The organism is Thalassoroseus sp., from assembly GCF_984380535.1.
Genome location: NZ_CFHRBF010000017.1, coordinates 1 through 12,680, shown reverse-complemented (window position 1 = coordinate 12,680; position 12,680 = coordinate 1). Strand labels below are relative to the sequence as shown.

The window sequence follows — 12,680 nt, the reverse complement described above, 5'->3', positions numbered from 1 at the left end:
AATTTCACGAAATCCGCCGAGCCGAGAGGACAATCCATGCCGACTCGTTCCGTTCTGCTGACGATTTTTGCGTGCTGCTTAGTCTGCGTGGCTGCTTTCGCTGCCGATTCCAAACCGTCGGTGAAGTCCGTCAACACCACTCCGGAAGGACTTTCTGAAAAAGTTGCTGCCGTCCTCGACAAGGCCGGGCACAACATCCAAACCGGTGAAGGTGATTTGGTCACGGTCTGGTTCGCGAAACTCACCGGGATTCCGGCTGATTTCGAACCGGGTTTCTACGTAAAGTATCCGTTCGAAGATGGCCAACTCATCGGGGCGATCCATGTGCCGAAGGGGTCGAAGTTTACCGACTTTCGTGGTCAAGAACTCCAGCCGGGCACGTACACGCTGCGTTACGGTCAACAGCCGATGGACGGCAATCACATCGGCACCAGCGAGACCGCCGACTTCTTGTTGGCATTGCCCGCGAAAGTCGACCAGGACCCGGCCAAGATCAAAATGAAAGACTCGCTCAACCAAAAGAGTGCGGACGCCGCCGGGTCCACGCATCCGGCGATTCTCTCACTGTTGCCAGAGGCGGAATCCAAAGACGCTAAACTCACCCACGATGAAGACAACGATTTCTGGATTTTCGAAGCCGGCGTTCCTGCGGAAATCGGTGGTAAGAAAAACCAAAAGGTGCCCGTGAAAATCGTCGTGGTCGGCCAATCCGCAGTGTAGTTTTGATGGAGAAAGGCGAGACATGGGCTATTCGACCATGATGTTCGGAGTGGACTTGGATCAGGTCCACAAGATCATCACCGAACGCGACACCGACATCTTGGCTACGGCCAAGCAAGCCGATCCCGAATCGTTCGAGCACAACCTTGACGATTCCGAACCAACGGCCGGCGAAGCGCTTGCTGCGATTATCAACGGCGGGCCGTTCGACCCGAATGCCGACCATCAATATGGCTACGCGTTTAAGCTGATGTGTGCAACAATCGGCGAATGGCTTCCCGACGACGACATGATTGGCGATTTGGAACCATTGGAATTGCAATCGCCGCTGGAGACTTTTCGCTGTCCGATCGACATACCAGCCAACCAGGGATTTCCGTTCATTGCTTTTCTGACGGCAGATGAAGTGAAACAGGAAGCCAATCGGTTGAGGTCCATCGATTTGTCATTCCCGATGGATGAAGACATCGAAGAAGCTCGCGAAGCTTACGCAAATTGCGTGAACGAAGCGGCGGAGAAAAACCTGGCCATTGTGACATTCTATTACTGATCGTCATGGACGGAAGTTAGCCCCATGAAGTGCCAACTATTCTTAATACTCGCGGCAACGCTGCCGTTGAGCCATTTCCACGTCATGGCGGAAACCGACACCAAACCCACGCCGAAAAAGGAACTGTTCCGTGGGCAGGTTGTGATTGTCAAAGACGCCTTGGAGAAACGAGGCATCACGGCATTCGCGGAAATGAAAGAGCAAGTCGCTTTGGAAACGCCGAATGGCGAGTTGCTGCCCATCGTCGCAGACTGGCGGGGGCGTGCGTTCTACCAGGACAAGCGGTTACGCGATCGCAAGGTGGAACTTGTCGGTTACAAACGCGATGGGCTGCCGTACTTACAGGTGCTGATGGTATTCACCTTCGACAAAGACGGCCAGCGAATGTATACCGACTACTGGTGCGACATCTGTTCGATTCCCATGTACGAAATCAAACCCTGCGATTGTTGTCAGCAAGATATTCGGCTGCGTTTCCAACCTCAGGATCTGCCCGACTATCTCGGCAAAGACGACGTCTCCGAAAAATAGGTCAGACTGTGCCTGACAACGACGATCTTGACAACACCGATTCGAATCCTAGAAGTAGTCAAGCACAGCTTGACCGACGCTGATGTCTCTGACGCAGGAAGCTGAAGAATGAGCCTTGCCCTCAATGCCCGATCCGCAAATTTGCTTCGCTCGACAGCCGAACGTTGTGACGAATTGCGGATTGCGAACCATCCCGTGACAGATCGGTACACCGTTTGGGACTTCGGTGTCGAAACGATCGGGGGTTTAGAAGCGGGATTGCTGCTGAGCCGGATTTGCATGGCCGACTTGTCGGACGTTTCGCTGACAACCAGTGAACTCGCGGGGATGGATTGGCCAACGATTGCCGTACGAACCGATCAACCAGTGCCCGCGTGTTTGTTTAGTCAATACGCGGGTTGGAGTGTTGCGGTCGAGAAGTTCTTCGGGATGGGCTCCGGACCCATGCGGGCGGCAGCCTCGCAAGAACCATTGTTCGACGAATTCGAATTTCGGGAGTCGAGTGAGCATCTTGTCGGCGTGTTAGAAACGGATGCGTTGCCCACGACGGAAGTCTTTGATTATCTCGCCGAGAAACACGGCGGTTCGCCGCGAATTACGCTGGCGGTGGCCCCGACCGCCAGCCAAGCTGGCAATGTGCAAATCGTGGCCCGTTCTGTGGAAACGGCACTCCATAAGTTGCACGAAGTCGGGTTCGACGTGAAACGGATCCGCAGCGGAATCGGAACGGCTCCGTTGCCGCCGGTGGCGACCGATTTTCTCAGTGGTCTGGGACGCACGAACGATGCAATTTTGTATGGCGGGCGTGTTACGCTGTGGGTGACGGGCGACGACGAATCACTGCAAGAGATTGGACCGAAGGTACCGGCCTCCGCATCTGACGATTATGGCCAACCTTTCGCCAAAATCTTCAAAGCCGCCGGTCACGATTTCTACAAGATCGACCCGTTGCTATTCAGTCCAGCGGAAATCGTGTTCCAAAATCTCGATACCGGTCATGTCTTCCGCTTCGGGCAGACGAACGAAGACGTGCTAAAGACGTCGTTCGGTTTGTCTTAATGGACTTCCGAAATTAGGTTTGACCGACACTCATGGTAACGATGAAGGACGGCAAAGAATGGTCCAGTAGCAAACTGTGATCGTCTACCTGCCAACTTCCATCCACGTTCTCAACCAGCCCCGTCGCCTTTGGCACGGTTGATAAATCGCATCCAACGGCGGTCTCGGGTATCGGATTCGCTGCCGTTGCCCTTACCTTGATCGCGTTGTTTCAAAATCCTCTGGATTTCCGACTCTCGTTGTCGAATCCGTGATTCCAATCGGCCCACGCGAGCCCGTTCCATCGAAAGTTCGACTTCGCCTTGACGCAATTTTTGGTTGAGGGTGTTTTCGAGATCGGTCATTCGTTCGCGTTGCTCGTCGGAAAATCGCTCCGACGGGAGTTCATCGATCGGACCGCGACCCCGGGTTTTGAAAATGCGAAGCGTGCGGATGAGTGACACAATATAGCGTTCGCGCTCCTCGACAGCCGTCTGTAGCACCATGCGGTCTGCGTGAGCGGCATCGACAGGGCCAGGGCGTCGTTCGAGTATTTCCAATTCTTCTTGAAGATTGATTTGCTCGTCGGCCGGGGATGGTTCGTCTGTTTCTTCAAGAGGCGGCGGGTCTTCCCCGAGCATCTCTGCCTTCAATGCCGCCCAACTGATCGAACTGGCGCTTTCGGTCGGAGTTTCGTTCCTGGGAACTGGGGAACCTAAGAAGCTAGACGGCATCTCATTGACTGACGGACGTCGCCCCAATTCCTCATCGAACCAGCGAGCCGCCACCTCACGGACCGCGGAGATCTCCTCGCTGAGTCGCGCAATCTTGGCGGGCGTGTCAGCTTCACGCCATTGATCGACCACTTCCGCGAAGCGTTGAGTGAGTTGCCATTGGCTTTCCACCATGTCCGCGGGAAACGCAATCTGTTCAGCCGGTTCCGCTGGTGGCGGAATGTCCGCTTCTTCCAGTCGACTCGCTGCCCATTCAAGGAATTCGGTCAACGTCTCGATCGTCGCTTCGTGTTCACGCACTTGCTGCGTCAACTCGGCGATCTGATCGGGCTGAGCCGATTCGGCTGAGGGGAAGCTGGGGTCCATCAGATTTCGCTTTGGTTCCATTCGCGAAGATAAACAATGTGCCTAACGCCTCGGGTTGGTTCGAAACGTTCTCTCTCGAACTTTATCTAAGATTAGGGTTTTTCGAAGAAGGACATGTTCCACGCTACGACGTTTCCCATGTTCATGGCACAATAGCACCCCCCAAGTGAAACTGAGAATTGGCCCGTTCTCAGACGTCAATTTTGGAGAATGCTACGATTAAAAATTGATATTCAAACCGTTGCGGTAGCCTAGCTCATAAATTGGGGATCGTCGGCTCAAGTCGGGATGGTTCGCGAGAGAGACACGGGACTTCTCCTTCCGTGTTGACGGTCGTAAGGGTTGCAATAACACATCATGCTTCGAAAACGAGACAACGGATGCGGGTACTGAGTTACAACATTCACAAGGGAATCGGCGGACGCGACCGGTTGTATCGGTTGGAACGTATTATCGAAGTGATCGAGGAAGAAAACCCGGACTTGATCTGCCTGCAAGAAGTTGACACCAACGTGCGACGGTCGAAGTACCACGACCAACCCAAATTGTTAGCCGACTACTTCAAGTTAGAAGAGTCGATGTACCAGTTAAACGTCAACTTGAAAACGGGTGGGTACGGCAACTTGATCTTGTCGCGTTGGCCTATCGAAACCCGACACCAGATTTCCCTTCGTCTGAACAAACGTAAGCCCCGCGGTGCACAGGCGGCAGTGATTCAATCTCCCGAGGGACCGTTTCAGTTGGTCAATTGGCATCTCGGATTGCTGGAGAAAGAACGTCGTTGGCAGGTCGATTACTTTCTAAAACACTACGCGTGTCAGGAGTGTTGTGAGCTGCCCGCGATGATCATTGGCGACTTCAACGACTGGCGGAACACGCTCGCGAATTCCGTGTTCGCTAGCGGGGATTTCTCGCAAGTGACCACGCCCATTTCCCGCTTCCGTTCGTTCCCGGCGTACATGGCGGTGGGATCGCTCGACAAGGCATTCATTCGTGGCGATGTCCACGTCCGACATGCCCGCATCGTCCGAACACGGCTGTCGAAAGTCGCATCAGATCATTTGCCGCTGGTTATCGACTTCCACATCGGTGAAACGGCATTAGAAAAGATTGTCGCCGGAGCGTGAAGGCCAGTCGCAATCATCGCCAGTTCTTGGTCAGAGACCTCGATTGATGGAGACAGATTACTGTCGGGGCGTTACGCTAGAACTTTTGGGGATCCAATCGGAAAGCTGAGGCGGAGGGCACGGCGATGGAATGGATTATCGGAATACTGATCGGGATAATTGTCCTAAGCCTCGTTGCTTTTCTGCTTATGCGTGGCCCGTTGGGACAACGGTTGGCAAAAATGGAATTGAACGAAGCCGTTCGTCGGTTTCGGCTGAAACGCGAGTCCCTCGAACACCGATTCTTTCAACTCGCTCAAGCCAATGGCAAACCACGCGGGTTGCGGTGGGTCGAGTGTGATTGGCAAGACGGTGTGAGTTTCGCTCGGGATGTGCAAACCGGTTTACTGACCGCGTTCGTGGCCATCAACGTGCACTTTGAAGCGGTCGAAGGCGGTGGAATGGAAGAGGTGGAAGCCGTCAGTACGGTTCGCGATGCCGCCGCCGTCTTTCACTATCAGAAAGGCCAGTGGGGCACCGGCGGACGTTGTCTCTTCAACATGAACCCCGCGGACGCCGTGTCACGACTGCAAGGACAGTATGAACCTGTCGTCGAGAGTGAATGGCGAGGGTGAGAAGATGATAATGTGATGAGGTCTGATGTGATGATGTGAGAAGACGAGTCGTTTCTCATGTTTTTCATCACATCATCACGCTAAGCCTCATCACATCATCAGGCGTTCGCGTTACGGAAATGCGAAGAACATCCCGGTGGTCACGGCGGCTTGATTGATCGCAGCTTGACCGTTTAGCGGGATTTGGTGGATCAACTTGGGTGCACAGTCACCCGGTCGGTAGTAGCCGAGCGGATAGATTTTCTTGCACACCGGATCGATCGTCGCTTGGTAAGGCAGACCGACAAGTTGCAGGCCAAACTTCCCGGCTGAGAAGAACGGCTGGAAGATGTCGTGATGACTGTGACCATACCGTTCGAGTTGTACGTCTTCGAAGTACAACGGGTTGTAATGAATGTTCGACGCTTCCCAGTGGAACACGCTCGGTGCAATGTTCCGGGCTTGGTAGGGACCGTCGGCGAGTTGAACTTCATCGGGGCAGCGGATGGTTTCATCGTCGCTGCATTTCTCACCATCCGGTCGCGGACATTGGAATTTCGTGCGGTCTTCCAATCGCGTCGCTGGATCGGGTTCGTAATCTGCGAAGGGCAGAATTTCCGTGATCTGCTTGAGTTTGTTCGGATCGCTGGGCAGCAAATCGCGACGTTCTTCGGTGGTTTGGTATTGAGCCGACTGCACGCCGCCGGGGCGAATCGCTTCGATTTTGTAGCTCGGCAAATCGCTGAGATCCGACTGAGCGAACGCCGATTGCCCACTCGCCGCCACTAGCACAACCGCTAACGGCAGCCAAGCGGAGCATCGTGTTTTAGAGAATATCCGCTGGTGAATGTTCAGCGGTGTAGTTTGGCGACTCTTGCGTGATCGCAATGTCATGTGGATGGTTCTCCCTCACCGAGGCCGGTGAAATCTGAATGAAGCGGGCTTTCGTCCGCAGTTCATCGACCGTCCGTACCCCCAGATATCCCATCCCGGCTCGCAACCCCCCTGTGAGTTGATAGAGCAGAGCATTGAGTGGGCCTTTGTACGGAACCCGTCCTTCAACTCCTTCGGGAACGAGTTTTTGAGTGCCCCCCGTCCCATCGTCCTGTGCTTGCCGATATCGTTCGCTGCTGCCTTTTGCCATCGCGCCGAGCGAACCCATGCCACGATAGCGTTTGAAACTCCGTCCTTGATACAAGATGCGTTCGCCAGGGCTTTCGTCGGTCCCGGCAAGCAAGCCACCGAGCATCACCGCGTTGGCACCCGCTGCGAGTGCTTTGACCAAATCACCGCTATACCGAATTCCACCATCGGCAATCAAAGGCACATCGGTTCCTTTGACGGCTTCGGCGGCGTGAGAAATTGCCGACAATTGCGGCACACCCACTCCGGAAATAATCCGCGTGGTACAGATCGAACCCGGTCCAATACCGACCTTGATTGCATCCGCCCCCGCTTTGAGGAGATCAGTCGCCCCTTCTTTCGTCGCGATGTTACCCGCGATGACTTCGATATCGTGCTGTTTTTTGATTTCCTTAACGGTTTCGATCACGTTCTTCGTATGGCCATGAGCGCTGTCGACGATGAGCACGTCCACGCCCTTCTCGATCAGAGCGTGCACCCGTTCATAATCTCGCACCCCGACCGCCGCACCGACCCGCAGCCGACCGCGAGCATCTTTCGACGCGCGAGGGTACTGCATATTCTTGTCGATGTCTTTGATCGTGATTAACCCCTTCAGATGGTATGATTCGTCAACCAGCAGAAGTTTCTCGACTTTATTTTCTAAGAGAATTCGTTGCGCTGAAGCCAAATCGGTGTCTGCGGCGGCGGTGACAAGGTTGTCTTTCGTCATCACGTCGGCGATTCGCGTGTCCTTGGATTCGAGGAATCGAAGATCGCGACGTGTCAGAATCCCTTTGAGGACACCGTTTTGCGTAATCGGCACACCGCCGATGTTGCGTTCGTCCATAATGCGAGCCGCTTCCCCGACCGACGCATCCGGCGGCAATGTGACCGGATCGACAATCACCCCGTGCTCGCTGCGTTTGACGCGATCGACTTCGAGAGCTTGCTGCTCGATCGAGAGATTCTTGTGCACAATCCCGATGCCACCCTCCTGAGCCATCGCAACGGCCATGTCACTTTCTGTGACAGTGTCCATCGGGCTACTGATAATTGGCACATTGAGGGGGATGTGGCGTGAGAGGCGGCTTTGCGTGCTGACTTCGGCGGGCATCACTTCGCTGTAGGCCGGTTCCAACAGCACGTCGTCGAAAGTGACCCCTCGGTAGGCGATGCGGTCTTGCATGGCGAGAATTCCATCGGAAGGTGAAACGATTTCCCTCACCGGTTTCGACATCCATCCAGAAGTCTGGATAGACCGCGATCCCGAAGCGGAAAGGGTTTCAAGCAGATTGTGGCAACATTCGCCCCAAATTGCCAGCCATCACCGAATGCAATTTTCGCATGCGTCCAACTGCCGTGCGGAAATCAGGGACTGGAATTCGAAGCAGGCTTGCGAACGCTGGGAAACTCGCCAAACTGACAACGTGCAATTGTTTCATAATCAACGGGTCGCAAGGAATCGACGATGCGATGGCGTGGACGACGGCAAAGTGAAAATGTGGAAGATCGCCGCGGTTCTCCCGGTCGGCGAGTCGCACTTGGCGGAGGTGGACTGGGGACGATCATCATCATTGTCTTGGTATTGCTCGGCGTGATCGACCCGCGTGCCTTGCTGCAAATGGGCGGTGGTGGCGGTGCACCCGCTCCACCAAATCCGGCGGCTCAGCAAGAAAATCAAGAACTTAAGGACTTCGTCAGCGTGGTTCTTGCGGATACCGAAGACGTTTGGAACGAGGTGTTCCAAGACCAGTTCGGCCGACAATACCGTGAGCCCGAATTGGTGCTGTTTACGGGGTCCGTCAATTCCGGTTGCGGTTACGCCAGTTCGCAAGTCGGGCCGTTCTACTGCCCGGCGGATCAGAAAGTGTATATCGACCTCGGTTTCTTCGAGGAGTTGAGCCGACGGTTCGGAGCGTCCGGCGACTTCGCGGTGGCTTACGTGGTCGCGCACGAAGTTGGACATCATGTCCAGAACCTGACCGAGCAAATGGCACGGTCGAAACGAGGCGAGGCAACCGAAGGCAAGAACCAGATGTCTGTCCGGCTCGAACTGCAAGCCGATTTTCTCGCCGGGGTCTGGGCACACTACGGTCAGAAAACCAAGAAATTCTTGGAACCGGGCGACATCGAAGAAGCCATCAATGCAGCTCAACAGATCGGTGACGACACGCTCCAAAAAGAAGCCCAGGGACGCGTTGTGCCGGAGAACTTCACGCATGGTACATCGGCTCAACGTGCCCGCTGGTTCCGCAAAGGGTTCGAAACCGGCGAACTGTACCTGATGGATGAACTCTTCGAACTCCCCTACGACCAGTTGTAGATGGGATTCCGGTCTACGGCGAGACAGAAGCCGTTACGATCACAATTCCAATGGATCAGCACAACAGCTAGACAAGCACAACAGCTAGACAAAGGAGTGTGGCTGTGGAACGGAAAACAGTCATCGATTTCACGATTCTCATCGTGTCGTCTTTCATTGTCGGAATCGTCTACTGGGTGACCACCGACTGGAGCATTCCAATCAACTTTAAAAGTCCGGACGGCATCGCTCTCAAAGCCTATCAGCCGTTGTTCAAACAGGTTTCTTGGAGCATCGTGATGGGGCTGCTCGGCGGTATCGCGGTGACGACCGTTTGGGTTTTTATTTATTCCTTCTTTCAAAATATGAGTGATCGCTAGTCGGTCAGCGAGTTACATGGTCGAATCACTCATTTTGGAATTTGTTTGAGTTAGCTGCGTCGAACATAGACTGGAAATGCATCATGCACGCTCGACAGATCGTATTAACTTTCCTATTGGCGTTGGCGTTGCAAAACGCATATGCGGCGGAGCGACCGAACATCGTGTGGTTGTCGGCCGAAGACATCAGCCCGCATCTCGGATGCTACGGCGATCCCCATGCCATCACGCCGAACCTGGATCAACTCGCGAATGAGGGCGTCCGTTACAGTCATGCCTTTACTACAGCGGGTGTGTGTGCGCCGTGTCGCAGCGGGATCATCATGGGGATGTATCAAACCACGCTCGGCACGCAACACATGCGTGGCAATGCGAAACTGCCGAAGTCGATCAAACCGTTTCCGACCTACCTGCGGAAAGCGGGTTATTATTGCACGAACAACTCCAAGCAGGACTATCAATTTGTGACGCCGAAAGGCACATGGGATGAGTCCAGCGGCAAAGCCCATTGGCGGAATCGTCCGGACAAATCGCAACCGTTTTTCGCGGTGTTCAACTTCACCGGTTGTCATGAAAGTGGGATCGCGTCGAAATCCAAGTACGAAAGCGTCACTAAGAATCTCTCGGCCGATCAGCGACAAGATGCAAAGAAACTCACCACGCTGCCGCCGTACTACCCCGACACGCCCATCGTCCGCGAGGATTGGAAACGCAATTACGAACTGATCACCGCGATGGACGCCTGGGCGGGTGATTTGATTCAGCAACTGAAAGACGATGGACTTTACGAGAACACAATCGTCTGGTTCTGGTCGGACCATGGCATCGGTTTGCCTCGGGCGAAACGCTGGTTATACGACTCCGGCACACGCATTCCGTTGATTGTCCGCACGCCCGTTGCATTTCGAACCGATGACACCGCTACGCCGGGAACCGTCACCGATCGGCTCGTGAGTTCGATCGACTTCGGTCCGAGCGTCTTGAACTTGGCGAAGGTTGCCATTCCCGACCACGTTCAGGGACGTGCGTTTCTTGGTACGAATCAACCGGCAACGCGGGACTATGTCTTCGGTGCCCGCGATCGGATGGACGAACGCTACGACATCATTCGCATGGTTCGTGATCAGCGGTATCAGTACATTCGCAATTACGAACCGCTGAAGACGTACTATCAATACATGAATACCGCGGAGAAGGGGGCGACGATGCAGGAGTTGCGTCGCGTTCACGAGGCCGGTGAACTTCCGCCAGCCGCCGAACTCAACTTCGCCGCAACGAAACCCGTCGAAGAACTGTACGACACTGAAACCGATCCGCACGAAATACACAACTTGGCCAAAGATCCGAAATATGCGGATGTACTCAAACGCCTACGCCAGGCTCATTTCGATTGGGTCAGACGTACCAAAGATACTGGCTTGATCGCCGAACCGATTTTGGTCGAACGCGAAGAAGAACTGGGCGATCGGTATTCCATCCTTCGACAAGACGACGGTGATCAACTCTCGGCCGAGGTGGCTAAAGTGTCGGCGGCCGCGTCGGATGGTCCCAGTGCTCTACCGATTCTGAAGAATGCTCTCAATCACGATGACGCCGCCGTGCGTTACTGGGGAGCCGTTGGCATTGGCAACATCGGTTCGGAAGCGGCTTCCGCGAAAGACGCCGCCATTGCGAGCTTGGATGATGATTCGCTTGTCGTGAGGGTAGCGGCAGCGCGGGCGTTGTGTCGTCTTGGCGAGGAAAAGCAGGCCCTGCCGGTTCTCACCGACGTGCTGGAAAACGGTGCCCAATGGGAGCGATTGCATGCGGCGATCGTGCTCGACGAAATCGACGAGCAAGCCCGTCCGGTGCTCGATGCGATGCACCAAGCACTCAAACCACGCAAGAATCTCTACGCCAACGGCAAATACGTTGTTCGCGTGATCAACCGAGCCTTGAACGAACTCGAAGGCACGAACCGCACCGTTCCATAGCCTGCCGATGTTCTTGAAACTCAATAGATGAGTTGCAGTTGCGTCCGCACTAAAACGCCGTTGTCGCCGACTTTGATATCGCTACTCGGGTTTTCCAAGGGGACGTCGATGAGCCGACTCACGTCGATCGACAGTTTGATCCGCCGATCGTGAGTCGGAAAATAGTTCAGACCACAAGCGTATTCGGCCGCTGTGCCCAGTCGACCGTACAGCTTGGACATTCGGGCGTTGATGTCCACGCATTGCGGGATCAGAAACTTACCACCTTCGATGTAGAATCCATGTTGATCGATCGCTGCCGATGGAGTCAGTCCGGATTCTGTTCGAAGGTCGCCAATCGACCGGAAAATGTATTCCGCGTTGGCACTGAAGCCCTGATATTTGAAGGCGGCATCGAGGGAGTACACGGTCACATCGAAACCGGTCACGCGACCAAAGGTGTTGAAGAATTCTTCCACACGGATCCCGTTGAGTACACGAACGGTATCCACATCGGGCAACGGTGACTCTCCAAGTCGGCGATCCGATTGTGAGCCATAGGTCAGAGTTTGACCCAACGCGACGGCCAACTCGTCATGGTACTCGAAGTCGGTAATCCCATCGCCGAATTCAGCCAGCGGTGTCCACAGCACTTGGCCGGCAACAACGATCGCCTTCGGGAATTCACCCGATGCCAAGTTCGAAACCCGGTAGCCGTTGCCGACCATCGTTTCATAATGCAGGTCCTCCCCGATTTCCCCGAATGCCCAAATGCCGACGGTGCGATCGGGGCGGAAGAAATCGACAGGAACCGGACGATCAACCAGTCTCGTATCCATCGAACTGAGCATCCATTGCCGAACGCCAGGAATCTTGCGTCGCCCCGCGAGCAGCGTGAGATGTTCATTCACGCGACCGGAAAACCAGAAGTCCAGAAAATCGAGAACTTGGTTGCCGTCGGTGTCACCATCGATTTGGGTGTGGAATTTCAGGTCCGGATGGAATGCATGTCCGCTGAATAATAGGCGGGCTCGTTCGATGTCGAACGCACTGCGGTTCTCGTTGGCTGATTCCCGCTGAACGAGTGGCGGTGGCACGCTGTTATTCGATGCAAACCCAGAATAGCGAAACTGCCCGCGGACATTTGCCCTCAAGCGGAAGGACTGGCCATCTTCCTCACAGACTTCGAGGAACAAGCCGTCATCGTATCCAACTTCATACCATTCGGCCGTTGGTTCTGTATCTTCTGCACACCCAATGGC

The 12,680-nt window shown here is 54.7% G+C and carries 13 protein-coding genes; 9 read left to right on the top strand and 4 right to left on the bottom strand.

Annotation, left to right across the window (positions count from 1 at the left end):
- The first annotated feature begins 36 nt into the window (after positions 1–36).
- The 4 genes from AC5DDB_RS21990 to mch all read left to right on the top strand — a co-directional run bounded on the left by AC5DDB_RS21990 (position 37) and on the right by mch (position 2,860).
- Positions 37–720 carry a hypothetical protein gene (locus tag AC5DDB_RS21990; protein ID WP_491741925.1) on the top strand — a complete coding sequence of 228 codons (684 nt, stop codon included), beginning with the start codon at positions 37–39 and terminating at the stop codon, positions 718–720.
- A gap of 22 nt (positions 721–742) precedes the next feature.
- On the top strand, positions 743–1,270 hold the full coding sequence (locus AC5DDB_RS21985) for a DUF7691 family protein (protein WP_491741924.1): 528 nt from the start codon (positions 743–745) through the stop codon (positions 1,268–1,270).
- A gap of 24 nt (positions 1,271–1,294) precedes the next feature.
- Complete coding sequence (locus AC5DDB_RS21980; protein ID WP_491741923.1) at positions 1,295–1,801, top strand: hypothetical protein; 507 nt, start codon at positions 1,295–1,297, stop codon at positions 1,799–1,801.
- A gap of 108 nt (positions 1,802–1,909) precedes the next feature.
- Complete coding sequence (mch, locus tag AC5DDB_RS21975; protein WP_491741922.1) at positions 1,910–2,860, top strand: methenyltetrahydromethanopterin cyclohydrolase; 951 nt, start codon at positions 1,910–1,912, stop codon at positions 2,858–2,860.
- 110 nt (positions 2,861–2,970) lie between these two features.
- On the opposite strand, the gene AC5DDB_RS21970 is transcribed toward mch, so the two are convergent.
- A complete protein-coding gene (locus AC5DDB_RS21970; RefSeq protein ID WP_491741921.1) occupies positions 2,971–3,939 on the bottom strand; it encodes a hypothetical protein in 969 nt (322 codons plus the stop codon).
- A gap of 380 nt (positions 3,940–4,319) precedes the next feature.
- On the opposite strand from AC5DDB_RS21970, the gene AC5DDB_RS21965 reads away from it, so the two are divergent.
- Positions 4,320–5,066, top strand: coding sequence for an endonuclease/exonuclease/phosphatase family protein (locus tag AC5DDB_RS21965; RefSeq protein ID WP_491741920.1), 747 nt, complete (start codon positions 4,320–4,322; stop codon positions 5,064–5,066).
- 125 nt (positions 5,067–5,191) lie between these two features.
- Positions 5,192–5,680: a hypothetical protein gene (locus AC5DDB_RS21960; RefSeq protein ID WP_491741919.1), complete on the top strand. Its 489-nt coding sequence runs from the start codon at positions 5,192–5,194 to the stop codon at positions 5,678–5,680.
- Positions 5,681–5,791: 111 nt separating this feature from the next.
- On the opposite strand, the gene AC5DDB_RS21955 is transcribed toward AC5DDB_RS21960, so the two are convergent.
- Together AC5DDB_RS21955 and guaB are read right to left on the bottom strand one after the other, a co-directional pair.
- Positions 5,792–6,553, bottom strand: a complete 762-nt coding sequence (locus tag AC5DDB_RS21955) for a hypothetical protein (RefSeq protein ID WP_491741918.1) — start codon at positions 6,551–6,553, stop codon at positions 5,792–5,794.
- Positions 6,486–7,970 carry an IMP dehydrogenase gene (guaB, locus tag AC5DDB_RS21950; RefSeq protein WP_491741917.1) on the bottom strand — a complete coding sequence of 495 codons (1,485 nt, stop codon included), beginning with the start codon at positions 7,968–7,970 and terminating at the stop codon, positions 6,486–6,488. Before guaB ends, AC5DDB_RS21955 begins: the two co-directional genes overlap by 68 nt.
- 282 nt (positions 7,971–8,252) lie before the next feature.
- Between guaB and ypfJ the strand changes: the two genes are divergently transcribed.
- The 3 genes from ypfJ to AC5DDB_RS21935 all read left to right on the top strand — a co-directional run bounded on the left by ypfJ (position 8,253) and on the right by AC5DDB_RS21935 (position 11,439).
- A complete protein-coding gene (ypfJ, locus tag AC5DDB_RS21945; RefSeq protein WP_491741916.1) occupies positions 8,253–9,107 on the top strand; it encodes a KPN_02809 family neutral zinc metallopeptidase in 855 nt (284 codons plus the stop codon).
- A gap of 104 nt (positions 9,108–9,211) precedes the next feature.
- On the top strand, positions 9,212–9,466 hold the full coding sequence (locus AC5DDB_RS21940; RefSeq protein WP_491741915.1) for a hypothetical protein: 255 nt from the start codon (positions 9,212–9,214) through the stop codon (positions 9,464–9,466).
- Between the two features lie 83 nt (positions 9,467–9,549).
- A complete protein-coding gene (locus tag AC5DDB_RS21935; protein ID WP_491741914.1) occupies positions 9,550–11,439 on the top strand; it encodes a sulfatase-like hydrolase/transferase in 1,890 nt (629 codons plus the stop codon).
- Positions 11,440–11,459: 20 nt separating this feature from the next.
- On the opposite strand, the gene AC5DDB_RS21930 is transcribed toward AC5DDB_RS21935, so the two are convergent.
- Positions 11,460–12,680 (bottom strand): hypothetical protein (locus AC5DDB_RS21930; protein ID WP_491741913.1); only part of this gene is annotated, 1,221 nt, incomplete at its 5' end.